Genomic DNA, 26,623 nt, shown 5'->3' on the forward strand with positions numbered 1-26,623 from the left:
GACGGGGAGGGCACGGCATCGGACAGGGAGCCCGACGGAGCGGCGAACGGCAGCAGCACCGGCTCGGACATCGGTTCGGCGGCGACGTCGTCGTCGTCGTCGTCGACCATGCCGCCGGCACCGGCCGGACGCGCGGGCTCCGGCGTCCAGCCGCCGACGAGGGGCACGTAGGGACCGGCGAAGTCCTGACCGCGGCGCACCGGAGCCGAGTTCTCATCGACTCCGCCGACGCGGCGGGCACCCGAGGACGCCTCCTGCCAGCGTGCGGTGCCGAAGCCGAGGACACTGGCCCAGACCACCGGGATGAGCGCCCCGAGCACCGTCATGCCCGCGCCGCGATCGAATCCGAGGTTGATGCGGTGGACGGCGACGATGAACACGACCACGAACGCGGTGGTGCCGAACAGGGGGATGAGGTTCAGCAGCACCAGCCACGGAGAAAACCCGCCGACCTTCAGGACGGTCGCCCCGTTGACCACCGGGACCCACGCCTTCCAGGTCGCCTCACCGGTCTTGGTGAACAGGGCGACCAGAGCCAGCGCGTACCAGACGTACACGATCACGAACAGGAGCAGCGTCAGCGCCCCGAGGATCACACCCGTGGAATCGTTCATGTCGTCTCGCGCCGGCCGGCGGGCGGGCGCGTCCCCCTCTCGTCGCGGTGCGGCGGCCGTCGGCGCGTGGGGCGCGGGGCGAAGAACCGCAGGAACGATCTCAACGATACGGCCGCGCGCACGCGACGCCACCACCCGTGGCGACGCGTCAGCAGGCGGCGGTCCTCGTCGACGATCCGCCAGAACTCGGATGCCTCGTCCGCAGTGACCGTTCGAGACGAGAACACCGCGCGATCGGCGTCGTCCGCCAACCTCACCCCCGACGGGGTGTCCAGGGAGGCGGCGAGCTCGCGCCGGGTCGAGGACGGAGGCAGGGAGCGGCCGGCATCCAGCCCGGCGTCGACATACTCGTCCCACCCTCCGGCGATCGAGACGCGCGGATCGGGATCGCGCCGACGGCCGCGGCGGCGTGCCGCCTTGGCCACCACGATCGCGAGGAACGGACCGAAGAACACCAGGACGACCAGGAGCGAGATCGCCGCGACCCGGAGGATCGGCCACAACCACGCGAGATCGAGCCCGTCGTCGGTCGTGTCGTCGTCGGTGAGGGCGTTGTCTTCCTGCACCGGATCGGGCGGGACGACCTCGTCGACGGTGTCGGGGCGGACCTCGGTGACGTTCTCGGGATCGCGCTGCTGCGTCACCTCGAGGCTCGGCGACAGCTCCCACTGCGGGGTCGCGTCGATCGCCGCCCAGCGGCCGTCGTCGCCCTGCACCTCGGTCCATGCACTGAGATCGCGCGCGCGGCACTCCCCCGCTTCGCACGTGGCGACACCCGGATCGCTCGCGCTCAGCCGGGTGCCCACCACGACGCGGGCCGGAAAGCCGAGCTCGTGCGCGATGAGCGCGGCGGCGACGGCGAACTGCTCGTCGTCGCCCACGGCCGCGACGTAGTTGCCCGAGGTCTGCGCGCGCGGGTCGTCCTCGCGCTCGAGCAGGCGCTGGAACATCACCTCGATGCGCGCGAGCGAATGTCCCGAGGCGCTCGGCTGCAGCTGGTAGCCGGGAAGGTCGGCCGTCCACGTCGGGGCCGGCGCACCCGCCGCGGGGGCCAGGCCGTGGCTCAGGTAGCCGCGCTCGCGCAGCAGACGGACGAGGGAGACGAGGTCCGCCCCCGAGGATCCGGTGGCGTGCTCCTCGACCCAGCGCCGGAGGTTCTCGCCGCCCGCGCGACCGCCGTCCACGCCGGGGGCGACGAGAGTCGCGGGATCGTCGTCGGCGGGCTCGACAGCCGACAGGCGGTAGCGGTCGCCCGAGCGGAGTCCGCCGTCGGCGATCTGCACGCCGGCCTGGGCGTCGGCGCTGTAGTAGAACCGATCGGCGAGGACGTTCTGCCGATCGCCCTCGAACGTCGCCGAGACGAGACGGCCGGCGGTCGGCATCCAGATGCCACCGAGATCCGCGATCTCGACATCGGTCTCCACGTCCCGGCCGTCGCCCGCCGACAGGCTCGCGGGAACCCGCACAAACGACCCCTGGCGGGAGCCGGAGGAGCGGAAGACCTCGCCGTCGTAGACGTCGAGCGTCGCCACGCGGATGCGCTCGGGCGCCGTGCCCGTCGACGAGACGCGGAACAGCACGTCGTCGTCCCGCGCGTCGGAGAACATCGACCGGTACTCGGAGAGCGGGCTCACCGCCTCGGCGATCTGCCGTTCGGGACCCGCCGCCGACCGCAGCACCCGGCGGTCGGCATCCCTCACGGCCCACGGCACGACCGCGACGGCGGCCACCACGGCAACGACGAGCATGCCGGCACCCAGGGCCGCGCGGCGCCGGTCGGTGCGCGAGCGACGCCGAGGCAGGCTCACCGTCGCACTCTCGCTCGCCCGGCGCAGCGCACGGAGGCGCTCGTCGCGCGTGCGCCACGCCAACCACAGCACGGCCGAAAGGACCGCACCGACCCCGACCGCGGTCTCGACCGGCGCCGCGAGAGTGAGCGGCCCGACCGTCAGCGGAGCGCTCGTGGACGTGCGACCGAAGAACAGGCCGAACCCGGTCATCGCCAGACCGCTCACCACCGCCGCCAGCGCCCAGCGATCGCCGCGCAGCGCGAGCGTCAGTGTCACCGCCGTACCGACGAGGAAGACGACGAGCGCGGGGATCAGCAGGTTGCGGTAGTCGCCCACGGGCAGGTCGACGGTGACGAGGTCCTTCCAGGCCAGCGCCACGCCGGAGAACGCCTCGCCCAGGCCGCGCAGGAACTCCAGCGGGCTCCCCAGACGCGAGGGCACCGCGAGCGGCACGGCCAGAACGGCGAACGCACCGGCCACGAGCGCGGCAGTCACCCCTCCTCCCCAGCGGCACCACGTGCTCACGGCGACGATGCCCGCCGAGGCCACGACGGCCGCGGCCACGAGCAGCACGAAGGCGGGAGTGGCGTACACCGGCCACGCGGCGACCGCGGCGAGCGCCACGGACACGGCGGTGTACAGCCCGCCCGCGACGACGCGCGAGAGGCGGGCCGGATCTGTCGCCCGGGACGGCGCGCTCACGAGGTCGCTCCGCGCACGAGCAGACCGGACAGGTCGTCGAGCGTGCCGATGGTCAGGACGGTCAGTCCGGCGACGCTCTGCATGCGCGGGTGCGCGCGCTCGTCGCACACCACCGCCGCGACGGCCGTGTCGGCCGGGAACGCCAGCGTCGCCTGGCGCAGTCGGGTGAGCGAGACGGCCGATCCGACGACCACGAAAGCGATCGAGAGCCGTTCATTGGCCTCGGATGCCAAGCGGCAGACGTCTTCGACGGCCATCGTGTTCTCGTGACGCTCGAGGGCGCTGAAACCGTCGAGCAGAGCGCGCGGCGCGACGGTCGGGACGTGCCGGATCGCGCGCAGGCGTCCTTTCACGACGCGCGGGATCTCGGAGCCGGTCACGATGTCGATGTCGCGGGCATCGCGGACGGCGCGCAGGCCGAGCGAGGCGGCGGCCGAGACCGCCAGCTCGTACTCGTCGGCATCCGCGTACTCCTGCGTCGCGGCGGCCAGGACGACGGCCATCCGCGAGCGCCGGGATTCCTCGTACTGGCGCACCATGAGGCGCCCGGTCTTCGCCGTGGACTTCCAGTGCACCTGGCGCCGGGAGTCGCCGGGGACGTACTCGCGGATCGCGTGGAAAGACATGTCGGCGTCGACGAGGCGTCGCGTGGCGCTGCCCTCGAGGTCACGTACGAGCCCCGCGCTCGTGGACGGCAGGCCCACCGTGCGGGGGTGCACGAACAGGTCGTGCACGTCGTCGAACGCGTGCTCTCGCCGCAGCAGTCCCACCGGGTCGCTGCGGACCGTCGTGACCGGTCCGATGCGCACGACACCGCGCGGGAGCGGCGGGATCTCCAGCGGTTCGGTCACCCCGTGCCCCGGTCGCAGCAGCGGGACCGCGAACTCCACGAGTCCGCGACCGACCGGGATGTCCAGCCGTCCGGGGAGGGCCGGGCGCCCGCTGTCGTTGCGCACGGTGATCTCTCCCGTGACGCCGGTGCCGGCGACGACCCGCTCGTGCGTGAGCGTCAAGTCGACGTCGTACGCACGCGCGCCGAAGAGGAAGGGGACGCTCATGACCAGCAGCAGCAGAGCCACCGCGCCCGCGACGACCCACTCCACCCACCCGAAGACGAGACCGAGGGCGAGCCCCGCGGTGGCGGCGACCGCCACGACCGCGCCCGCCGGCCGCACCGTGCGTCCCGCCCACCGCACCGCGGCGGCGACGGCGTCCACGACCGCGCGCCACACCTCGGCGGCGCGCACCGCGGCGCGCACGAGCCGGCGGGTGCGCCGCGTCGACGTCGAGGTGACCGATGTGCGCGACCCCGTGCCGACGGTCGCCGCGGAGGTCCGCGTCAGTCGCGACTCGGTGAGGTTCACGTCGGGCACGGCGTCACCCGTCGCGAGCGGAGAAGCGGGGGGACTCGCACGTTCAGGCGCTCTCGCGCTGCGTCGGCGGGACGGTGTCGAGCAGGACCTGGCCCACGACGGCCTCCTGCGTCACCCCGTCGAACTCCGCCTCGGGATGCAGGATGAGCCGGTGCGACAGGACGGCGACGGCGAGCGCCTTCACATCGTCGGGCGTCGCGTACGTGCGCCCCTGAGCGGCCGCGCGCGCCCGGGTCGCCCGGGTCAGGGCGAGCGCGCCGCGGATGCTGACGCCCAAGCGCACCTCGTCGGCCGAGCGGGTGGCATCCACCAGTCGGGCGATGTAGTCGAGCACCAGGGCGTCGACATAGACGGCGGCGGCGAGATCGGCCATGCCGACGAGGGCTTGCGGCGTGATGATCGGACGCAGGTCCGCGGTGGAGACGGCCGCGCCGTCGAGGATGCGCACGGTGGCCGCGTGGTCGGGGTAGCCGAGGGAGGTGCGCAGGAGGAACCGGTCGAGCTGCGCCTCGGGCAGCCGGTAGGTGCCGGCCTGCTCGACCGGGTTCTGCGTCGCCAGGACGAGGAAGGGCACGCCGACCTCGCGCGAGACGCCGTCGATCGTGACCCGGCCCTCTTCCATGACCTCCAGGAGCGCCGACTGGGTCTTGGGGCTCGCGCGGTTGATCTCGTCGGCGAGGACGATGTTGGCGAAGATCGGCCCGGCGTGGAACTCGAACGTGCCGGTCTTCTGGTCGTACACCGTGATGCCGGTGATGTCGCCGGGGAGCAGATCGGGCGTGAACTGGATGCGCGTGTTGGTGCCCTGCACCGACTGAGCGATCGCGCGCGCGAGCGAAGTCTTCCCCGTACCCGGGACATCCTCGAGCAGGACGTGGCCGTCGCTGAGCATCGCCGTGAGCACGAGCTCGACCACGTGGCGCTTGCCGAGCACGGCGCGCTCGACGTTGTCGGCGATCTGCGCGAACGTCTGGGCGTACCAGGTCGCCTGCTCCTGGGTGATCGTCATGGCAGTGAGTCTCTCTCGGTGGGGGGGGGATCAGGGTTCGGGATCGGCTTCGGGCGTGCCGGGCTGGCAGGTCGCCTGGGTCTCGAGGACGGCGGAGTCGAGGCCCCAGCCGCGCGCGGACCAGTCGACGGTGACGCGGACGTTCGTGACCTTCGTCGCCCCGGCGGGGACGAGGTCGGAGCCCTCGGCGGGAGTGAGTACGGCGCCGTTCTTGTCGGTGTAGCGGAGCGCGGAACGGTCGAGCGTCAGCGTCGCCTGGTCGTTGCTCGCGCTCGAGGACACCTGGAGGCGCTCTCCGGCGACACAGGATGCCACTCGCGTGCTCGCCTGCACCTGGTACGGCGCGCTGCCCGAGGCCGGCGCGACCCGCCCTGTTTCGGAGGTCGTGCCCCAGAAGCGGTGCTGGAAGTAGACGCCGATGTTCGGGTCGGAGCCGAAGACCGATGACCGGTTGCCTTCGAAGTTCGTGTACTTCGGGTCGTTGAACCGCGGCGGTTCGCTCCCGGTCTGGATGCCGGAGATGCGCCACCGAGCGACCGGGCGGCCGTCCTCGGTGCCGATGTCGGGATTCGACCCGACGCGGAACGTGTAGCCGCGGGGGGCCGCGGTGTCCTGAGCGACGCGGTACTCCTGGGTCACGCTCTTCGTGCCGTAGGACGTCCCGTCGTAGCTCGACTCGACGCAGAACGTGAACGTGTAGGCGACGCCGTCCTCTTTACCAGGGAACTCGCGTCGGGGACCGCCGTCGCCGACGCGGCAGTTCGCGCCCTCGACGACACCGTAGCGGAGCTGCGAGTCCGTGCCGTTCTGGCGGGCGGTGCCCTCGACGGTCACCGTCGAGATACCGTCGCCGCTCGAGCGCGAGGTGATCGTCATGACCGGATCGAGCGGCGCACCGACCCCGTGCGCCGAGAACACCAGCGCGCCGCCCTGGGCCGAGCCGCCGAGGCCCGCGGGGATCTCGAAGCGCGAGGTCGGGGTGACGGTGATCTCGGTGCGGGCGTTGCTGCCGACCCGGAAACCGTCGACGCGGACATCGTTCTGGTTGCGGCCGACGCTGACGGTGCGGGTCTCGCCCGCGGCGCTGCGGATCTCGAGCTGCCCCGTCTCGGCGGACTCGACGCCGCGGATCACGAGGTCGACGACGTTGCCCTCGCCGTCGCCGGTCACGACGGGGGTGAAGCCCGCCGATTGCGGCCGCGCGGGCGGGTCGTACGCCCAGGCGGTGGTGCGCACCGATCCGCGGGACTCTCCGACGGAGTTGACGGCGGTGACGACGTACTCGCGCTGCTCACCGTTGGGAGCGCCGATCGGGGGGCACGCGCCGTCGGGTCCGCACTGCGCGACGACCTCGCCGCGCGAGCGGATGGTGAACCCGGAGATGGCCGGATACGCCCGGCGCGCCTCGCCGGGGTCGATGCGGAGCGTGAGCGAGCCGTCGGCGTAGGCCGTCTGCCGCACGCTCGCCGGGGCGCGGGGGAAGCCCTGGAGGTCGAGCACGACGCGCGCGTCGCGCGAGCCCGCGGTCGATCGCCCCTGGGCGTCGCGCAGGGTGACGCTGGCCGCGCACGTGGCACCCGGGGCGTCGGCGGTCCAGGACGCCCGCACGCTCGCGTTCGAGGCGACCTCGAAGCCGACGCCCGTGCACGCGCTCGTCGGGCGCACGTCCACGACCTCGAGCGGGGTGCGCGGGAGGGGGTTGACCTCGCCGGGGAGGCCGACGGCATCGATGGTGCAACTGGAGCCCGAGGCCTGCGAGCACTGCAACGTCGTGGTTCCACCCTGCGGAAGCGTGGAGGGGGCCGCGCCGACGCGCAGCAGCAAGCGAGCCGGGGCGACCGCTCGATGGCTCGTCACCGTCACGATCGCCGCGTTCTCGCCGCCGGGGACGGCGCGGTCCGCGCCGGTGACCGTCACGACCGAGCCGTCGAGGGTCACCGACGAGAACGCCGATCCGGAGTAGTCGAGGGCGTAGCGGATGCCCGCCCAGTCCTCACGGCCCAGCTGCCAGGTCGTCATGTTGCGCAGGTCGAACGTCGCCGTCTCGCCCGGGCCGACGGTCAGCGAGCCGGGGCGCAGTTCGGGCTGAGGCTCGCGGGCGACGATCCCGATCGGGACCGACAGCAGCGTCCACTCCTCGGTCCCCGCGACGCGGACCGGCACCTGGCAGGCGTCGGTCCAGGGGGACCCCGTCCCGGCGTCGTACCGCACGACCGTCCCGTTCACGGTGCAGCGCCCTTCGGCGCGGACGCCGGTCGTGGTGACCTCGGGTCCGACCTCGAGCGTGGCGCGGCGCGGGACGGCGACGAGGGATGCCATGTCGAACTCGACCGAGGCGAGTTCGTCCACGCGCTGAGCCGAGCCCGGGCGCAGGGCGAGCGTCAGATCGTCGTCGCCGGGGACCCGGACGAAGGCATACGTCGTGACGTCTTCTCCCCCCACGGTGCCCGAGACGACGAAGGGGATGATCCGCCGCGTCGCGGGGAGCTCGCCCGAGATGCGGCGACCGTCGAGGTTCACCCCGGCAGGCTCGCCCCACAGCGAGACACGGAGATCCGCCACGTCGCCACCCGACCACGTCGCCCGCCCGTCGAGGACGTCGACCCCGGAGACGAACTGATCGCGATCCTCGAGGGTCAGCACCGTGTCGGTGACCACCGGGAAGTCGGGGACGCTCTCGCGCACGACCTTCACCACGATCAGGCCGCGGCCGGTGTTGCCGGAATCGGACTCGACGTCGTACAGGAAGGACATCGTCGCCGGAGCCTCGCCGGCACGCAGGACCACCCCCGTCTCGGTCGTCGTCTCGATCATGGACTCCAGGCGCGCGTACTCGGGGTTGTCGCTGCCGTCAACGAGCGTGCGGGGCAGATCGGGGCGCACCGCGGTGAGCGAGAGGCGTCCCTGAGTGGGATCGATGTCGTTGGCGAGCGGGCTGACCCGGATGCGGCTGTCGGGTCCGGTCTGCACCTGCACGTAGTCCGTGAAGGTGATGGGGCTCGGGTTGGCCTCGGCATCCAGGACTCCGATGCGCACCGTGCCTTCTCCCGTCGCGCCGGAGGAATCGGCCACGCGGTAGCGGAACGACACCTGACCGCGATCGCCCGGCACCGAGGAGTACACGAGGGAGGCCCCGTCGGCCGAGATCGAGGCGGTCCCGCGGTCGGGCTGGGTCACGATGCGGTCGAGCACGACCGCATCCCCGTCGGGGTCGACGCCGAAGCCGCGGAAGGGGATCGTGGTCTGGCCTCCGCTGAGCACCCGCCCCTGCAGCGTGTCGGGCACCGGGGCGCGGTTGGCCTCGGATCCGAGCACGGTGACGTGGACCGTGGCCTCGTCCCACAGAGAGGGCGTGCCGGTCGTGTACACGCGGTAGGTGACCTCGTAGCTGCCGGGCGTCGTCGGGGCCAGGTAGCGCAAGACACCGCCCGACGCGAAGGCGAGGCCGTCACTGGCGGGGGCGGCCTGGACCGTGGCGGGGTCGAGGGTCGGACGTCCGCCGGCCGGGGACACGTCGTTGTCGAGGACCGGGATGTCGACCTGCACACCGGCGCGCACGGTCACCGTGTCATCGACCGCGATCGGGGCGATCTCGGGGGCGGGCGGAAGAAGGTACACCGTGGCCTCGCCGTCGACACGGGAGCCCTCGTCGTCGGTGCCGTCGCTGACGGTGTACGCCACGGTTCCGAGGAGCCCCGCCCCGCCCTCGGCGGTGCTTCCCGAGACGCGGAGGTCGTTCTGCCCCACGGTGTCGACGGTGAGCGAGGCTCCGTCCTCGGCGGTGGCGACGACGTCGCTCAGCAACAGGACCCGGCCGGTGGGGTTGGACACCGCAGCGAACACATCGAGCGTCGCGTCCTCTTGCGGGCGGACGAATGCCACGACGGGCGCGGTCGACAGCTGGGCCGGGGCATCAGCGGGGAGGAGCGTGATGCGGGCCGTGCCCGTGGCAGTGCGCCCGGCTCCCGCGACGGTGAAGTCGACCCGGTAGACGCCGGGCTGCGCGGCCGTGAAGTCGAAGGTCGTCGTGCCGCCGACGATCGTGGCCGACGCCGCGGCGTCATCGAGGACACGCACGGACCCGATGGTGACGTCACCGGCGGTGCCCGTCACGTGCGGGCCCACATCGACGGTGAGCGCCGAGCCGGCCGTGTCGACGACGGCGAAGGACTGCACCGAGAGCGCCGGATCCGGAGCGACCCGGATCAGCAACGGCTTGGTCGTCGTCGCCCCCGCGGTGTCGGCGACGGTCACGTCGAGCTGGATCGTCTGCTCCCCGCCCGATCCGTCGTCGGAGTGCTGGTAGACGACCTCGCCGGCGGGGGTGGATGCCACGCTGCCGACGCCGCCGGGGTTGTCGACCGACAGCAGCAGCAGGGGGTCGCCGTCGGGATCGACCCACCCGGGGAGAACGGGCACGGTGATCGTGCCGCCGCGCGCCACTTCGGGCGTAGGCCACGGCTGGAGGCACTTCTCGACGCCGCACCACACCGGAGCGGCGTTGGACTCGGTGGGCGAGACGGTCAGGGTCACCGTCGTCGGGGCCGAGGTGAGCCCGTCGGCCGCGGTCCCGTCGGTCACGGAATACGAGAAGGTCGCCGTGCCCGTCGCTCCGGCCGCGACGCGGACAGCGAGGCGCTGGCCGTCGTCGGTCACCGAAAGGCTGCCGAAGCCGGGATCCAGGCCCGTGACGCTCTCGCCCACGATGCTCAGGACGTCCTCGTTGGGGTCGTGGTCGTTCAGCAGCACCGGCAGGGTCACCAGCCGCCCCGCGCGCACGCCGAAACCGTCGGGCTCGGCGATCGGCGGCTTGGGGTCCAGCACCACGCTGAGCTGCTCATCGCTCTGCACGGCGGCCTCTTCGGTGCGGTCGTCGAGGGTCCAGCTCTGGCTCGACGCCACGAGCGCGCCGTCGGGCACCGTCCACACCCAGCCCGTCCGCGTCTCGTTCAGGATGACGGCGTGATCGGTCGCGACGAACATCGGCCGACGCTGATCGGGCATCGTGACCCCGGCGTAATCGAGGTCGGTCTCGCCGGCATCCGATCGCCACAGCGTGCCGCGGGCGTCGCCGGGCAGGAGCCACGCCGCATAAGCGACGCCGCCGTGGGCGAGCGGCTTCGCCGGCTGCCCCAGCACGGTGCCGCCGGCGCCCACTTCGCGTCGCGGCTCACCGCCGTCGACGGGAATGCTCCACAGGGACTGCTCGTCGGCCAGATACACGACGCGGGCGCGGGAGTCGGGGTCGCCCACGACGAGCTGCTCCGCGGTGTCGAGGTCGACCGGGTCCTGACCGCGCACCCACACGCGCCCCGCATCGGCGTCGACGAGCACCCACTGGTCTCCCGCGGCCGTGAGCACCGGTGCGGCCGCGTCGGCGTCGAGCGCGTCGCGCCCCTTCAGCTCGTCGGCCTCGATGTCGTACCGGATCACGGAGCCGTCGGCCGAGGAGTAGGCGAAGAGCATCCCGCGATCGTCGACGGTCACGGCATCCGCGGTGTACGTGCGGGCGTCGTCGTCGCCCGCCGTCCCGAACGGATCGAGCTCGGAGACCGACTGCCCCGCACGGCTGAGGCGGCTGGCGAAGACCGCACCCGTGTCGGTGCGGTAGACGACGTAATCGCCGGCCGTCACGACCGAGGTCGTCCCCGCGGGCGTCTCGGGGGCGGACTCGAGCTGATCCTCCTGCAGATCGACCGGCTGCGCCTCGTCGATGCGGGTGAGCTTGCTGTAGCTGTCGGTGAAGAGATAGGCGCCGTCGGGGCCCTGGGCGACCGCGCTCGGATTGCCCGCCGTGCGCACGGTGTCGAGCTCGCCCACCGTGGTGTTCACGCGCGCGTAGCGCTGACCTTCCCCGGTCTGCAGCGCCCACACGGACGTGTCGACTTCGGGGGTCTCCTGCGCATCCAGCCCTGGCCAGACGATGCTCGCCGTGATCACGAGCGCCGCGGCGCCGAGCGTCGCCGCCAGACCCGCGAGGGTGCGACGTTTCATCGGAGCACCCCGGTGGCCAGGAGCGCGGCCAGGACGACCGCGCTCGCGACGACGAGGGTGGCCGCCGCGAGCGCCCACGGCAGGAAGCGGTGGGCGGGACGCGTCGGGGCCGAGATGTCGGTGTCCTCATCCCGGGCCAGACCCGCGACGCCGGAGGAGCCGCGGAGCTTGCGCACCCCCTCGCGATCGATGCGCGAGCGTGCAGGGCCGCGGAGCGTGCCGTCGGCGAAGTCGACCGCGCGCGCGGTCGGCGCCCACTCGGCCGCGGGCACCTCGAGGGGAGTGGCGGGCAGCCCGAGCTCGGACTGCACCTTCTGCAACGCCTCACCGAGCTCCCGTGCGCTCGCGAACCGGTCGGCGGGATTGCGCGACATGGCCCGCGCGAGCACGGCCTGCAGCGACGGCGGCACGTCGGTGCGGGAGATGTCGGTGTACGAGGCGCGGGCGATCCGGCGACGCAGCTGCTCGCGGGAGTTCTGTCCGCGTTCGCGGCGCTCGAACGGGCTGTGGCCTGCGAGCAGCGAGTACACCGTCGCCCCGAGACTCCACACTTCGCTGGACACGGTTCCGGCGGTCTGCTCGGCGATGACCTCGGGCGCGCTCCACGGCACGCTCATCGCGAGCATCTCGTCCGCCCCCTGCCGCACCAGCGACGACGAGATGCCGAAGTCCGCCAGCACGGGAGCCCCGAACGTCGTCACGAGGATGTTGCTCGGCTTGACGTCACGGTGCACGAGCCCGGCGTGGTGCGCCGACTCGAGCGCGCCCGACATGCGCACGCCGATCGACAACACCTCGGCGACCGGCATCCGCTCGACCCGGTAGCGCTGCGCGAGCGAGCCGGGGCAGTATTCCATCACGATGTACGGCCGACCGTCGGCCGAGATCCCGGCCTGGTAGACGGTGACGATCGAGGGGTGCGCCGAGAGGTGGGCGAGCACGTCGGCCTCGGCGTTGAACATGCCCAGCAGATCCGCGTCGCGGACGTCGCTCGGGAGGACCTTCACGGCCACGTCGCGGCGCGGCATGTCCTGCCCGTAGAGGAAGACGTCGGCGAAGCCGCCGGACCCGAGCGGACGGATGTATGCCAGCCCCGGGAGGATCGGGGGTGACGAGGGCAGGCGCTGCGGCATCGTGCACCTCCCCGGAACCCCTGTCCGCAACCGAACGGGCGGACAACCCGGCAATGCTAACAAAGCTCCGAACCGGTGGGCCGGGGCCGTCCACAGGCTCAGGATGCCAGCGGCCCCGGGTCGCGCGGATCGAACGGGGCGTCCAACGACCGCGACAGGTCGTCGAGCATGGCGGCCACTTGGGGCTCGACGTATTCGGCGACGGCGGCCTGGATGCGGAGCCGATGATGCAGCAGCACCGCGCATACCTCGCGCCCGATCATGTTGGCGTAGTCGTCGGCGAGGCCGACCTCTTGCCGCAGCGCCGCCTTCGCGGCATCCGACAGCGGCGGCAGAGCGGGGATCGCGGCGTCATCTTCGGCCGCCAGACCCGTGAGCGTGAAGAGGAACGGAGCGCCCGGCTCGGGCTCGGGGTCCAGCGGCATGCCCTCGAACTCGGGCTCCAGTCCCTCGGCCGGGCGATACGAGCGGCGCCGGTTGCGGGCGGCCTGCTGCTCGAGCTCGGTCTGCAGCATCGGGAGGTTGCGCGAGGTGTACTCGGCCACGGCGTGGTCGACGATCGTCTTCACGCGGGTCGACAGCCCGTGCTGCACCCCGTGCGGCACGTCCGAGCCGAGACCGGCCGCCGAGAGCACCGGCGAACCGAAGCACCGGCGACACGGGGCGATGCGTCCGCGATGGTTCGCGGGCTCCCACCGGGGCAGCCAAGCGAGCCAAGCGTCCACCGCCTGGCCGACCTGGGTCTCGAGCGACCGCTCCACGCCCCTACGCTAGCCCGACACCGGGCGCTGCGGGCGGATGCCACGGCCCGACCATCAGCGATCTTCCTCGTCGCGCTCCCAGCGCCACCGCGGCCCCTCGCCCCGGCTGCGCGCGAGCAGCACGCCGAAGGCCCCGGCGAGCAGTCCTGCCAACGCGATCACGGCTCCGGGCCAGCCCAGCGCCACCGCGCCCGCGGCGGCGAGGCCGCGGGCGATATCGCCTCCGGTCACCGCCGCTCCCAGCGCGATCCCGAGGATCTCGCCGACGTACGCCGCGATCGCGCACGGCACCGCCGTGAGGAAGCCGGGCGGCACCGCCCGCAGTCCCCACAGGAGCACACCGGCGAATCCCGCGAGGGCCAGCAGCATGCCGGCCACCCCGGGAAGCGGACCGAGGCCACGGACGGGGATGACGTCGGCGTCGAACAGAAGGCTCGCGACGCCGAGACCACCGATCGCCAGGGCCAGGAAGCTCACCGTCGCGAAAACGACCGCGACCGGCGGGGTCACCCCCGCCGGTCGCGGCGTATCCGTCATGGCATCCGGTCTCAGCGCTGAGCGAGCTGAGGACCGGCCTCGAGCGTGCGCTCGTACTCGCGCTGCGCCTCGTCGTTGATCTCGGTGACGCGGCGACCGCGCTTGGCCACCCACGACCCGAACCAGATGGTGAGCTCGCGGCCGAGGACGAACGCCACGATCGCGAGGGGGGCGAGCACGCTCTCCTGCAGCAGGTCGACACCCTGGCGCGCGGTGAGCAGCCAGAACGGTGCCGCGAACAGCGCGCCCAGGAGGTAGCCGCCCCACGAGATGACGCCGACCAGCAGACCCCAGACCACCCAGTGACCCCAGCCACCGCGGTTGATGATCGCACCGAGGAACCAGAAGCCCACGAAGAACGCCACGGTCGGCACCCACAGCGTGAAGGTCGTCAGCGCTGCGAGGGCGGCGTCGACGAGGCCGTCCGTCTGGATCGTGCCGAGGAGGAGCCCCAGCCCGAGCGTGGCGGCGAGGTACAGGACGGCGAACACCAGGGTCGCGAGGAGTCCGATGGCGCCGGCGGCACCGCGATTGCCCCGGGGGCGCGGGGCCTCGGGCGCCTGAACGAAGATCGGCTGCGCAGCGCCGATCGGGTACGTCGCGTCGGCATCCGGCGAGGGAGCAGCGGAGGTCGCCGTGGCGGCACCGGCAGCAGCTGCCGCAGCGGGCAGCGCGGCTTCGGCACCGCGGTCGTCGTGCGCCGAGGGAGCGGCGGTGTGCGCCGCGGTGGCGGACTCCGGCTCGGCCGACGCGGCGTAGGCGGCCCACCGGGCATCCTCGTCGTCGAGGTCGACGGAGCGGTCCGCGACGGGCGCGGAGACAGCGGTCTGGCTGCGCGGCTCCACCGGGGAAGCGTCGTGCACCGTGGTCGCGGGCGCGGCGGAAGCCGCGGTCGCGGAGTCCGGACCGGACTCGCCCTCGGCCGCCACCGGGGCAGGCGCCTCGGGGTCGACCGCGTCGCGACGGGCAGCCTCAGCGTCGGCGAGCCCCTCGTGGGCACGTCCGACGACGTCGTGCGCCTCGTCCTTGGGCTCGTCGACGGGGTCGCCGTACGACTGGGGGTCGCTCATCGGGGTCTCCTCACGCGCGCAGATATCGTGCTGCGTCAGGCTAACCCGCGCGGGCCCTCGCACCGCGGAGGCGTGCCGTCGTGTGTCGGTCTCGACCGTGTCGGCGGCTCCGTTTAGGGTGGCTGCATGCCCGGTCGATCGTCGTCAGCGGCCCTCGCCGCAGTCATCGCGATCGCCGCCGCCCTCACGCTCGGCGCGTGCGCGCCCGAGCAGAGCGGCGACCCGGCGCCGACGGCGCCATCCCCGATCGAGTCGCGTACTCCCGCGGGCACCCCGATCCCCACGATCACGCCCACTGCCGTGGCGGCATCCATCCCCACCGATTGCCGCGCGCTGCTGTCGGCCGACGTGCTCGCGCAGCTCGGCTCGGTGCCCCTGAACGACCCGGCGCTCGGCCCGTCCGGGGCGCAACCCGACGGCTCGCTCATCTGCATCTGGCGTGACCCCGCCGCCGACACCACCGGACTCGTCACCCGCATCACGCGCATGGACCGCGGTCCCGCGCTCGACATGCTCAACGACCTCGTCACGACGCAGGGGTTCAGCTGCTACACGCCCGACGAGGGCACCCGCTGCGAGAAGACCTGGATCAACGACACCTATCCGGTCAACGACGGCCGCACGCTCTTCTGGCGCGACGACGTGCTCATCGACACGCAGTACTCGAACCTCGCGCCCACGGGCTACACCGCGAGCATCATCGCGTCGATCTTCGGCTGAGGCCGGGTCACTCGCCGAAGGCGCGGGATGCCACGACCCCGGCGTAGCCGTCCGGCATCCAGCCCGAGAAGGTCGACGAGACCCACCGGTCGCCGCGCAGGTCGTGCACCTCGACCACACCGCCGGCCTCGCGCTGGCAGTGGACCGTGTCGCCCGCGGTGGCGCACGCGAAACCCTGCTCGCTCAGCGTGGCGGTCACGGCGGCCGCACCCTGGGCCGACACGATGGCCACGCTGGTCTCGAGCCACCGGCCGCCGTCCCCCCGCCAGTGGCAGGTGACGACCGGCGTCGCCGCGGCAGCGCCCACCGCCTCGGGAGTGGACAGCGCCGCGGTTCGCCGCTGGTTCAGCAGGGCCTCGGGCGACCACACCAGCGCCGACCACATCGGCTGCGTGTACAGGTCACGGCAGGTCTCGGCCGGGCCCGGCACGCGCGGCGCGTCGGTGTAGGGCGGCGTCGTCGACCCGGTCCGCAGCGTGTCGCCGACGAAGGTCACAGCCCCCGGAACACCCGGCGCGGCCAGCACGAGGAGCGCGGCCACGACGGCAGCGCACACGACGCCCGCCGGCCACGCGATCCAGGCGCTGCGTCCCCCGACTCGTGCCATCCGTTCCTCCCCGACCACGGTAGGCGACCCGCACCGTGAGTCCCGCACCTCGACACGCCGCGGAGGGCACACGTGACCCGCCCGAAACCCGCCGGGAACGACGAAGGTCCCCGGCGCGAGCCGGGGACCTTCGTCGATCAGGATGCCGCACCGGGGTGCGGCATCCCTCGATCAGTTGTCTTCGATCAGTTGTACGTACCGGGCGTGAAGTCGTCCGTCGAGAAGCTGTCGAAGTCGACGTAGCTCAGGTCGGCGTCGCTGTACGCGCCGTCCGAGGCGAAGATGCGGTTGGGGTACCGCTCGCTCTTGGCCTCTTCCGTCGCCTCGACCGTGACGTTGCGGTACTTCGCAAGTCCCGTTCCGGCGGGGATGAGCTTTCCGATGATGACGTTCTCCTTGAGGCCGACCAGCGGGTCGCTCTTGCCCTCCATGGCCGCCTGCGTCAGGACGCGGGTGGTCTCCTGGAAGGACGCGGCCGACAGCCACGACTCGGTCGCGAGCGACGCCTTGGTGATACCCATCAGCTCGGGACGACCCGACGCGGGGCGCTTGCCCTCGCCGACCGTCTCGCGGTTGATGTTCTGGTAGCGCTTGAAGTCCACCAGCTCACCGGGCAGCAGGTCGGTGTCGCCGTGGTCGACGACGGTGACCTTGCGCAGCATCTGGCGCACGATGACCTCGATGTGCTTGTCGTGGATCGGCACACCCTGCGAGCGGTACACGCCCTGGACGCCGTTCACGAGGTACTTCTGCACCTCGCGGGCACCCTGCACGCGCATGACCTCCTTGGGGTCGAGCGTTCCGACCTGGAGGGGCTCGCCGACCTTGACGTGCTGACCGTCCTCGACGAGGAGGGTCGCACGCTTGAGGACCGGGTAGACCACCGGCTCGTCGCCGTTGTCAGGCGTGAGGATGACCTTCTTGGCCTTCTCGGTCTCGTCGATCGTGATGCGGCCATCGGCCTCGGCGATCGGCGAGGCACCCTTGGGGGTACGCGCCTCGAACAGCTCCTGCACACGGGGCAGACCCTGCGTGATGTCGTCGGCCGAGGCCGAACCACCGGTGTGGAAGGTACGCATCGTCAGCTGCGTTCCGGGCTCACCGATCGACTGGGCCGCGATGATGCCGACGGCCTCGCCGATGTCGACGATCTTGCCGGTCGCGAGCGAACGGCCGTAGCACTTCGCGCAGACACCGACGGCCGAGTCGCACGTGAGGACCGAGCGGACCTTGATGGTCTCGACCCCACCGGCGACCAGCTTGTCGATGAGCACGTCGCCCACGTCGTCGCCGGCCTCGGCCAGCACCGTACCCTGCGCGTCGACGACCGCCGTGGCGAGCGTACGAGCGAACACCGAGTTCTCGACGTTGGCGTCCTTGACGAGCGTGCCGCTCGAGTCGACCGCGGCGATCGGGAGCTCGAGGCCCTTCGACGTGCCGCAGTCCTCTTCGCGGATGATGACGTCCTGCGAGACGTCGACGAGACGACGCGTCAGGTAGCCCGAGTCGGCCGTACGGAGGGCCGTGTCGGCCAGACCCTTACGGGCACCGTGCGTGGCGATGAAGTACTCCGCCACCGACAGACCCTCGCGGTACGAGGAGATGATCGGACGCGGGATGATCTCACCCTTGGGGTTGTTCACCAGGCCGCGCATACCCGCGATGTTGCGGATCTGCAGCCAGTTACCACGCGCACCCGACGACACCATGCGGTTGATGGTGTTGTCGGCCGGGAAGTTGTCGCGCATCGCCTTCTGGACGGCATCCGTGGCCTCGGTCCAGATCTTGATGAGCTCCTGGCGACGCTCGGCGTCGGTGGTCAGACCCTTCTCGTACTGCGCCTGGACCTTCGCGGCCTGCTTCTCGTAGCCCGCGACGATCTCGCCCTTGTTCGGGGGCGTGAGGATGTCGCTCAGCGCGACCGTCACACCCGAACGCGTGGCCCAGTAGAAACCGGCGTCCTTGATGCGGTCCAGCGAAGCGGCGACCTCGACCTTGGGGTACTCCTCGGCGAGCTTGTTGACGATCTGCGACAGCTTGCCCTTGTCGGCCTGCTCGCGGACGAACGGGTAGCCCTTGGGGAGCGTGTCGTTGAAGATCGCCTGGCCGAGCGAGGCATCCACGAGACCGTGACGGTCGTAGCCCTCGGGGGCCTGGCCCTCGAGGAACGTCAGACCGGGGATGCGGATGCGCGCCTTGGCCTGCAGGTCGAGGGTGCCCTCGTCCTTGGCCAGGATCGCCTCGCCGACCGAACCGAACGCGCGACCCTCGCCCACGGCACCCTCCTTGAGGGTGGTGAGGTGGTGGAGGCCGATGATCATGTCCTGCGAGGGCAGGGTCACCGGGCGGCCGTCCGACGGCTTCAGGATGTTGTTCGACGCGAGCATCAGCACGCGGGCCTCGGCCTGAGCCTCGACCGACAGCGGCAGGTGGACGGCCATCTGGTCACCGTCGAAGTCGGCGTTGAACGCCGCGCACACGAGCGGGTGCAGCTGGATCGCCTTGCCCTCGACGAGCTGGGGCTCGAACGCCTGGATGCCGAGACGGTGCAGGGTGGGTGCACGGTTCAGCAGCACGGGACGCTCGCGGATGATCTCTTCCAGCACGTCCCAGACCTCGGGACGGTAGCGCTCGACGGCGCGCTTGGCGGCCTTGATGTTCTGCGAGTGCCCGAGGTCGATCAGACGCTTGATCACGAACGGCTTGAACAGCTCGAGCGCCATCTGCTTGGGCAGACCGCACTGGTGCAGCTTTAGCTGGGGTCCGACGATGATGACCGAACGACCCGAGTAGTCGACGCGCTTTCCGAGCAGGTTCTGACGGAAACGACCCTGCTTTCCCTTGAGCATGTCGCTCAGGGACTTCAGCGCGCGGTTACCGGTACCGGTGACGGGGCGACCACGGCGACCGTTGTCGAACAGGGCGTCGACGGCCTCCTGCAGCATGCGCTTCTCGTTGTTGACGATGATCTCGGGGGCACCGAGGTCGATCAGGCGACGGAGGCGGTTGTTGCGGTTGATCACACGACGGTAGAGGTCGTTCAGGTCGGAGGTGGCGAAACGGCCACCGTCGAGCTGGACCATCGGGCGCAGCTCCGGCGGGATGACCGGAACCACGTCGAGCACCATCGAGGCCGGCGACATGCCGGTCTGCAGGAACGAGTTGACGACCTTCAGACGCTTGATCGCGCGGATCTTGCGCTGACCCTTGCCCTCGGAGATCTGCAGGTGGAGGCTGTCGGCCTCGGCCTGCAGATCGAAGATCTCCAGGCGACGCTTGATCGACTCCGCACCCATGTGGGCCTCGAAGTACTGACCGAAACGGTCCTGCAGCTCGTGGAAGACGTCGTCTTCGGGCTTCAGGGCGCCGACCTCGAGCGTGCGGAAGTCCTCCCACACGCGCTCGAGCTTGGCGATCTGCTCGTCCGCGTTCTTGCGGATCGAGGTCATGTCCTTCTCGGCGGCGTCCTTGACCTTCTTCTTCTGGTCGGCCTTGGCACCCTCGGCCTCGAGAGCCGCGAGCTCCTCCTCCAGCTTCGCCAGACGAGCGGCGATGCGCGAGTCGCGCCGGTCGCCGAGCGTCTTCAGCTCGAGACGGATGTTGTTCTCCTGCGTCGCCAGGTCGCGGTGACGAGCATCCTCGTCGACCGAGATGACCATGTAGGCGGCGAAGTAGATGACCTTCTCGAGGTCCTTCGGCGCCATGTCCAGCAGGTAGCCGAGGCGCGAGGGCACGCCCTTGAAGTACCAGATGTGGGTGACGGGCGCGGCGAGCTCGATGTGGCCCATGCGCTCACGACGGACCGAGGACTTGGTGACCTCGACGCCGCAGCGCTCGCACACGATGCCCTTGAAGCGGACGCGCTTGTACTTGCCGCACGCGCACTCCCAGTCGCGGGAGGGCCCGAAGATCTGCTCGCCGAACAGACCGTCCTTCTCGGGCTTCAGGGTGCGGTAGTTGATGGTTTCGGGCTTCTTGACCTCACCGAAGGACCAACGACGGATGTCGTCGGCGGTGGCCAGGCCGATACGAAGCTGATCGAAAGTGGTTGATTCGAGCACTGGTTCTCCTGTGTCGGAATTCTGTTCGTTGCCTGGCCGGGTCAGATCTCGTCGATGGACGAGGACTCGAAGCGGCTGGAGATGTTGATACCGAGCTCTTCTGCGGCGCGGAAGGCGTCGTCGTCGGTGTCACGGAGGTTGACCGCCGTGCCGTCGGCCGAGAGGACCTCGACGTTCAGGCAGAGCGACTGCATCTCCTTCATGAGCACCTTGAACGACTCGGGGATGCCGGGCTCCTGGATGTTCTCGCCCTTGACGATCGCCTCGTAGACCTTGACGCGGCCGAGGATGTCGTCGGACTTGATCGTGAGGAGTTCCTGCAGCGCGTACGCGGCACCGTAGGCCTCGAGGGCCCACACCTCCATCTCACCGAAGCGCTGACCACCGAACTGCGCCTTACCACCCAGCGGCTGCTGCGTGATCATCGAGTACGGGCCCGTCGAGCGCGCGTGGATCTTGTCATCGACGAGGTGGTGCAGCTTCAGGATGTACATGTAGCCGACCGAGATGGGCGCCGGGAAGGGCTCACCGTGGCGACCGTCGAACAGCACGGTCTTACCGGTCGAGTCGATCAGGCGGTTGCCGTCGCGGTTGGGGATCGTCGAGTCGAGCAGACCCGCGATCTCGTCCTCGAAGGCGCCGTCGAACACCGGGGTGGCGACCTTGGTGCCGGGAGCGGCCTCGCGAGCCACCTCGGGCAGGTTCGTCGCCCACTCGGGCGTCCCCTCGACCTTCCAGCCCTGCTGGGCGATCCAGCCGAGGTGGAGCTCGAGGACCTGACCGAAGTTCATTCGACCCGGGATGCCGAGCGGGTTGAGCACGACGTCGACGGGGGTGCCGTCGGCGAGGAAGGGCATGTCCTCGATCGGGAGGATCTTGGCGATGACACCCTTGTTGCCGTGGCGGCCGGCGAGCTTGTCGCCCTCGGTGATCTTGCGCTTCTGGGCGATGTAGACCACGACGCGGCGGTTGACGCCCGAGCCGAGCTCGTCGTCGCCGTCCTCGGCGTTGAACTCCTTGACGGCGATGATCGTGCCCTGCTCGCCGTGGGGCACCTTCAACGAGGTGTCACGGACTTCGCGGCTCTTCTCGTTGAAGATCGCGCGGAGCAGACGCTCCTCGGCCGACAGCTCGGTCTCACCCTTGGGCGTGACCTTGCCGACGAGGATGTCGCCGGGGCGGACCTCGGCACCGATGCGGACGATGCCGCGCTCGTCGAGGTCCTTCAGCAGGTCGGGGCTGACGTTGGGGAGGTCACGGGTGATCTCCTCCTTGCCGAGCTTGGTGTCGCGCGCGTCGACCTCGTACTCCTCGATGTGGATCGACGAGAGCGTGTCGTCCTTCACGAGGTCCTGGCTGAGGATGATCGCGTCCTCGAAGTTGTGACCCTCCCACGTCATGAACGCCACGAGGAGGTTCTTGCCGAGGGCGAGCTCGCCGTTCTCGGTCGCGGGACCGTCGGCGATGACCTCGCCGACCTCGACGCGCTCACCGGCGGAGACGACCACGCGCTGGTTGTACGACGTGCCCTGGTTGGAGCGGTCGAACTTGCGGAGGAAGTAGTCCTGCGTGCCGCCCTCGTCGAGCTGGACGGTCACGACGTCGGCCGAGACCTCCAGGACGACGCCGGCCTTCTCGGCGGTGACGACGTCGCCGGCGTCGATCGCGGCGAAGCCCTCCATACCGGTACCGACGACGGGCGACTCGCTGCGCACCAGCGGAACGGCCTGGCGCTGCATGTTCGCACCCATGAGGGCGCGGTTGGCGTCGTCGTGCTCGAGGAACGGGATGAGCGAGGTCGCCACCGACACCATCTGGCGCGGCGAGACGTCCATGTAGCCGATCTCGTCGACGGGGAACAGGTCGACCTCGCCACCCTGACCGCGACGGGCGAGGATGCGGTCCTCGACGAAGTGGCCGTCGGCCTTGAGGGCGACACCGGCCTGAGCGACGATGTGGTCGCTCTCTTCGCTCGCGGTGAGGTAGTCGATCTGGTCGGTCACGCGACCGTCGACGACGCGACGGTACGGGGTCTCGATGAAACCGAACGCGTTGATGCGCGCGAACGATGCGAGCGAACCGATCAGACCGATGTTCGGGCCTTCCGGCGTCTCGATGGGGCACATGCGGCCGTAGTGCGAGGGGTGGACGTCACGGACCTCGACGCCGGCACGCTCACGGGACAGACCACCGGGGCCCAGCGCCGAGAGGCGACGCTTGTGGGTCAGGCCCGCAAGCGGGTTGTTCTGGTCCATGAACTGCGAGAGCTGCGAGGTTCCGAAGAACTCCTTGATCGCGGCGACGACGGGGCGCACGTTGATCAGGGTCTGCGGCGTGATGGCCTCGATGTCCTGCGTGGTCATGCGCTCGCGGACGACGCGCTCCATGCGGGACAGACCGGTGCGGACCTGGTTCTGGATGAGCTCGCCGACCGCGCGGATGCGACGGTTGCCGAAGTTGTCGATGTCGTCGACGTCGAGGCGGATCTCGGCGGCCTGGCCGTGACGCACGCCGTCGAACACCGAGTCGCCGCGGTGCAGACGCACGAGGTACTTGATCGTGGCGACGATGTCGTCGACGGTGAGCACCGAGTCGCTCAGCGGCTTGTCGAGGCCGAGCTTCTGGTTGATCTTGTACCGGCCGACCTTGGCCAGGTCGTAGCGCTTGGAGTTGAAGTAGAAGTTGTCCAGCAGCGCGCGGGCGGCCTCGGCCGCGACCTGCTCGCCCGGACGGAGCTTGCGGTAGATGTCGCGGAGCGCATCTTCCTTCGTGAGGATCGTGTCCTTGGAGAGCGTCTCTTCGATCGAGTCGAAGCCGGCGAACTCGGCGAGGATGTCCTCGCTCGTCAGGCCCAGGGCCTTGAGGAACACGGTGACCGACTGCTTGCGCTTGCGGTCGATGCGGACGCCGACCTGGTCGCGCTTGTCGATCTCGAACTCGAGCCAGGCACCACGCGAGGGGATCACGCGAGCCGACACGATGTCCTTGTCGGAGGTCTTGTCGGGCGTCTTGTCGAAGTAGACACCGGGCGAACGCACGAGCTGCGACACCACGACACGCTCGGTGCCGTTGATGATGAACGTGCCCTTGTCGGTCTGGAGCGGGAAGTCGCCCATGAAGACCGTCTGGGTCTTGATCTCACCGGTCTGGTGGTTCATGAACTCGGCCTCGACGTACAGCGGGGCGGCGTAGGTCTTGCCGCGCTCCTTGCACTCTTCGATCGAGTACTTCTCGGGCTCGAGGTAGGGGTTCGTGAACGAGAGCTGCATCGTCTCGCTCAGGTCCTCGATGGGCGAGATCTCCTCGAAGATCTCCTCGAGACCGCTGATCTCGGGGACGTCGGTGCGACCGACGGCCTGAGCCTCGGCGACCCGGGCCTTCCAGGCTTCGTTACCGACCAGCCAGTCGAACGACTCGGTCTGCAGGGCGAGCAGATCGGGAACGGTCAGCTTGTCGGAGATCTTCGCGAACGAGAGGCGGGATGCGCCGCGTCCGCTCTTCGGGGTGGTGGTGGATGCGTTGCTCGCAGCAGCCAAGGGAATAACCTCCAGAAGCCCGGGCGAGGGGCTCGTGATTCCTTGTCGTCAGGTGGAGTGCGTTCCTGCCCCGATAACCTGCTCGTCGCACACCGCGGTGAAGCGGGGACGGACAGGCTCAGCCGACCACCATATGAGGGCAGGGGGAATCGAGGAGCGCAAAGTCCAAGCATACGCGGGAGGACGCGCCGTGTCCAGTCGAATTCTTGACGACTTTGCGTACCTGCGGTATAACCGCGCACGGCCGCCGGGGATTCCCCGGATCGGCCTCACGAACCGCGGAAACGCAGGCGATCACCGGGCCGCACGTGCGCGAGACGATCGAGGCCGGCATCCGTCACCACCGCGATCACGGGGTATCCCCCGGTCACCGGGCCGTCCGCGAGCAGGACGACCGGCCTCCCGTGGGGCGGCACCTGCAGGGCTCCCGGACGCATGCCCTCACTCGGGAGCTCGTCATGCCGGACGCGGTCGAGCGCCGGGCCGTCCAGACGGATGCCGACACGGTCGGCGTCGCCGGACACGGTCCAGGTCGCGCCGGCCAGCGTGCGCCGCGCGTCGGTCGTGAACCAGTCGGCGCGCGGACCCGGCGCGATCGGCACGTCGATCAGCGAGCCCGGGACCGACCAGGGAAAGACGTCGACGACGGGAACCGGGTGCGGCACCTCCCCCACGCCCAGCACGTCCCCGGCGCGCAGCGGTGCCGGCCCCAGCGCGGCCAGGACGTCGGTCGACCGCGACCCCAGGAACACGGATGCCGCGACCCCGCCGCGGATCCCCAGGACGAGCCGCGCCCCGGCGCGGGCCACCCCGATGCTCAGTTCGGCACCGGAGGGAACGAGCACGGGAGCGTAGGCATCCACCGCTCTTCCGGCGACGCGGATGTCGGCGAGAGCACCGGTGACGGCGATCCACGTGTCGCGGACGACGCGGGCGCGGAAGCCGCCGAGCACGATCTCGACGCCCGCGGCCGTGTCCTCGTTGCCGACGAGGCGGTTGGCGATGCGAAGCGACGCTCGATCGAGCGCGCCGGAGCGGGCGACGCCGAGAGCGGCGCGATCGGGGCGTCCGAGATCCTGCACCGTCGCGAAGGCGCCCGGGGCGAGGATGTGCAGCGCCGGGTCGCCGTGCGGCGGGAGGCGACGGGAGGAGATTCCGGCCGCGGAGGGCGCCGCCGCCGCATCCGTTCCTCCGCCGGCCGAATCTCCTCCCGCAGCGACTGCCCCGGCCGCGGAGACACGCGCGCGCTGCGGCACGAACCGTACCCGGGCACCGGGGGCGAGGAGCACCGGGTCGGTGGCATCCGGGACGAAGAGCGGAGCGTCAGTGGTCCCGATGAGGCGCCAGCCGCCCGGGGTCTCGCGCGGGTACGCCCCGGTGAACTCCCCCGCGAGGCCGACGGATCCGGCCGGGACGCGTGTCCGCGGCTGCGGAAGCCGGGGGACATTCCCGGGCCAGGCCGCGCTGACGAGGTAGGCGAACCCCGGGGCGAAACCGGTGAACGCGACGGCCCACTCGGCTGCCGCGTGGCGGGCGACGAGGTCGGTGGGACGGATGCCGAGGATCCCCGCGGTCTCGTCGAGATCCGGGCCGTCGTAGCGGACGGGGATCTCGACGAGCGGTCCGGGCGGCACGGCCGCCGCGTTCGCGCTCCCGGCCGAGAGGACCCACGTCCGGACGGCGGCGGCGCTGAGACGGGCGGGGTCGAACGCGACGAGCACCGTGCGGGCCGCCGGGACCAGGTCGTCGACGCCGTCGGGCGGATCCGCGGCGAGCGCGGCGTGCAGTGCGAGGACGGCGTCGAGGTCGTCGACCTCGGCGAGGACGGCCCGCTCGCCCATCGGCCGGAGCCGCACGCTCACCACGGCGCGCGCACCCAGATCCCCTCGGCGTCGAGCGCGGCCCGGACGGCCCGGGCGATCGCCACCGCCGCCGGGGTGTCACCGTGGAGGCACAGGGACGCGGCATCCACGGCGAGCAGGCCGCCGTCGACCGTGTCGACCGTCCCCTCCCGGACGAGTCGCACGACGCGGTCGGCGACGCGCGCCGGGTCGTCGACGAGCGCTCCCGGGCGGTCGCGCGGCACCAGCCCGCCGGTCGACTCGTACCCGCGGTCGAGGAACGCCTCGTGGACGAACGGAAGACCCGCGGATGCCGCGGCCTCGGCGATCGCGCCCGGGAGCCCGAGCACCGGTAGGGCCCGGCCGAGCCTCGCCGAGTGGTCGGCGACGGCGGCGACCACGGCCCCGGCTTGCGCCGCGTCGTCGATGACCGCGTGGTAGAGCGCGCCGTGGGGTTTGACGTAGCGCAGGTCGGCCCCGGCGGCGGCGAGCGCGTCGAGCTGCGCGGCGACACTCGCCCGCAGCTGGGACGGCGGCGGGTCGCGGCGCACGCGTCCGAAGTTCGCGCGGTCGTCGTACGAGGGGTGCGCCCCCACGGCGACGCCGAAGCGCGCGGCGCGCTCCACCGAGGCGCGCATCGAGTCGGCGTCTCCGGCGTGGCCCCCGCACGCGACGTTCGCGCTGGAGATCACCGCGAACATCGCTTCGTCGTCGGCGGTCGGCATCCCGTCGACGGTCTCGCCGAGGTCGGCGTTGAGGTCCACCCGCATCCCGCCACGCTACCCCCCCCTGTCCCGCACGTGAGGGGTCAAGAAGTGTCGCCCGGGCAACCCGGAGGCGACACTTCTTGACCCCTCACGCGATGGGGGCGGGGG

At 71.2% G+C, this 26,623-nt stretch carries 15 protein-coding genes; 1 reads left to right on the top strand and 14 read right to left on the bottom strand.

Annotation, left to right across the window (positions count from 1 at the left end; genetic code table 11):
* The 9 genes from FE256_RS11245 to FE256_RS11285 all read right to left on the bottom strand — a co-directional run.
* A partial coding sequence (locus FE256_RS11245; RefSeq protein ID WP_252370987.1) for a DUF5684 domain-containing protein occupies positions 1 to 614 on the bottom strand: 614 nt, incomplete at its 3' end.
* Complete coding sequence (locus tag FE256_RS11250) at positions 611 to 3,106, bottom strand: transglutaminase TgpA family protein (RefSeq protein ID WP_138175640.1); 2,496 nt, start codon at positions 3,104 to 3,106, stop codon at positions 611 to 613. The genes FE256_RS11250 and FE256_RS11245, both read right to left, overlap by 4 nt.
* Complete coding sequence (locus tag FE256_RS11255) at positions 3,103 to 4,479, bottom strand: DUF58 domain-containing protein (RefSeq protein ID WP_138175642.1); 1,377 nt, start codon at positions 4,477 to 4,479, stop codon at positions 3,103 to 3,105. Before FE256_RS11255 ends, FE256_RS11250 begins: the two co-directional genes overlap by 4 nt.
* 43 nt (positions 4,480 to 4,522) lie before the next feature.
* Positions 4,523 to 5,488, bottom strand: a complete 966-nt coding sequence (locus tag FE256_RS11260; RefSeq protein WP_138175644.1) for an AAA family ATPase — start codon at positions 5,486 to 5,488, stop codon at positions 4,523 to 4,525.
* A gap of 30 nt (positions 5,489 to 5,518) precedes the next feature.
* Entirely contained in the window at positions 5,519 to 11,482 is a 5,964-nt protein-coding gene (locus FE256_RS11265; protein ID WP_138175646.1) for an Ig-like domain-containing protein, read from the bottom strand.
* The gene (locus FE256_RS11270; protein WP_138175648.1) at positions 11,479 to 12,615 is read right to left on the bottom strand and encodes a serine/threonine-protein kinase; all 1,137 of its coding nucleotides are present in this window, start codon (positions 12,613 to 12,615) and stop codon (positions 11,479 to 11,481) included. Before FE256_RS11270 ends, FE256_RS11265 begins: the two co-directional genes overlap by 4 nt.
* Positions 12,616 to 12,713: 98 nt before the next feature.
* Positions 12,714 to 13,376: a spermidine/putrescine ABC transporter substrate-binding protein gene (locus FE256_RS11275; protein ID WP_138175650.1), complete on the bottom strand. Its 663-nt coding sequence runs from the start codon at positions 13,374 to 13,376 to the stop codon at positions 12,714 to 12,716.
* Between the two features lie 54 nt (positions 13,377 to 13,430).
* Positions 13,431 to 13,913, bottom strand: a complete 483-nt coding sequence (locus tag FE256_RS11280) for a DUF6121 family protein (protein WP_138175652.1) — start codon at positions 13,911 to 13,913, stop codon at positions 13,431 to 13,433.
* Positions 13,914 to 13,924: 11 nt separating this feature from the next.
* Positions 13,925 to 14,983 (bottom strand): ABC transporter, encoded by a 1,059-nt coding sequence (locus tag FE256_RS11285; RefSeq protein WP_138175654.1) that lies wholly within the window; start codon positions 14,981 to 14,983, stop codon positions 13,925 to 13,927.
* Between the two features lie 126 nt (positions 14,984 to 15,109).
* On the opposite strand from FE256_RS11285, the gene FE256_RS11290 reads away from it, so the two are divergent.
* Positions 15,110 to 15,703 carry a hypothetical protein gene (locus FE256_RS11290; RefSeq protein WP_138175656.1) on the top strand — a complete coding sequence of 198 codons (594 nt, stop codon included), beginning with the start codon at positions 15,110 to 15,112 and terminating at the stop codon, positions 15,701 to 15,703.
* A gap of 7 nt (positions 15,704 to 15,710) precedes the next feature.
* On the opposite strand, the gene FE256_RS11295 is transcribed toward FE256_RS11290, so the two are convergent.
* The 5 genes from FE256_RS11295 to FE256_RS11315 all read right to left on the bottom strand — a co-directional run bounded on the left by FE256_RS11295 (position 15,711) and on the right by FE256_RS11315 (position 26,518).
* The gene (locus FE256_RS11295; protein ID WP_138175658.1) at positions 15,711 to 16,310 is read right to left on the bottom strand and encodes a hypothetical protein; all 600 of its coding nucleotides are present in this window, start codon (positions 16,308 to 16,310) and stop codon (positions 15,711 to 15,713) included.
* A gap of 185 nt (positions 16,311 to 16,495) precedes the next feature.
* Complete coding sequence (gene rpoC, locus FE256_RS11300) at positions 16,496 to 20,371, bottom strand: DNA-directed RNA polymerase subunit beta' (protein WP_138175660.1); 3,876 nt, start codon at positions 20,369 to 20,371, stop codon at positions 16,496 to 16,498.
* Between the two features lie 41 nt (positions 20,372 to 20,412).
* Positions 20,413 to 23,907 (bottom strand): DNA-directed RNA polymerase subunit beta, encoded by a 3,495-nt coding sequence (rpoB, locus tag FE256_RS11305; RefSeq protein ID WP_138175662.1) that lies wholly within the window; start codon positions 23,905 to 23,907, stop codon positions 20,413 to 20,415.
* A gap of 269 nt (positions 23,908 to 24,176) precedes the next feature.
* Positions 24,177 to 25,748 carry a 5-oxoprolinase subunit B/C family protein gene (locus FE256_RS11310; RefSeq protein WP_171024307.1) on the bottom strand — a complete coding sequence of 524 codons (1,572 nt, stop codon included), beginning with the start codon at positions 25,746 to 25,748 and terminating at the stop codon, positions 24,177 to 24,179.
* A 17-nt stretch (positions 25,749 to 25,765) separates the two neighbouring features.
* A complete protein-coding gene (locus FE256_RS11315; RefSeq protein WP_138175664.1) occupies positions 25,766 to 26,518 on the bottom strand; it encodes a 5-oxoprolinase subunit PxpA in 753 nt (250 codons plus the stop codon).
* Positions 26,519 to 26,623 lie beyond the last annotated feature (105 nt).

The sequence above is a fragment of the Microbacterium sp. 5K110 genome (assembly GCF_005774735.1).
GTDB lineage: Bacteria > Actinomycetota > Actinomycetes > Actinomycetales > Microbacteriaceae > Microbacterium.

Coding starts and splice junctions, on each gene's coding strand:
- FE256_RS11260 (WP_138175644.1), bottom strand. CDS start 5,488: ATGACGATCACCCAGGAGCAGGCGACCTGGTACGCCCAGACGTTCGCG.
- FE256_RS11265 (WP_138175646.1), bottom strand. CDS start 11,482: ATGAAACGTCGCACCCTCGCGGGTCTGGCGGCGACGCTCGGCGCCGCG.
- FE256_RS11270 (WP_138175648.1), bottom strand. CDS start 12,615: ATGCCGCAGCGCCTGCCCTCGTCACCCCCGATCCTCCCGGGGCTGGCA.
- FE256_RS11280 (WP_138175652.1), bottom strand. CDS start 13,913: ATGACGGATACGCCGCGACCGGCGGGGGTGACCCCGCCGGTCGCGGTC.
- FE256_RS11285 (WP_138175654.1), bottom strand. CDS start 14,983: ATGAGCGACCCCCAGTCGTACGGCGACCCCGTCGACGAGCCCAAGGAC.
- FE256_RS11290 (WP_138175656.1), top strand. CDS start 15,110: ATGCCCGGTCGATCGTCGTCAGCGGCCCTCGCCGCAGTCATCGCGATC.
- FE256_RS11295 (WP_138175658.1), bottom strand. CDS start 16,310: ATGGCACGAGTCGGGGGACGCAGCGCCTGGATCGCGTGGCCGGCGGGC.
- FE256_RS11310 (WP_171024307.1), bottom strand. CDS start 25,748: ATGGGCGAGCGGGCCGTCCTCGCCGAGGTCGACGACCTCGACGCCGTC.
- FE256_RS11315 (WP_138175664.1), bottom strand. CDS start 26,518: ATGCGGGTGGACCTCAACGCCGACCTCGGCGAGACCGTCGACGGGATG.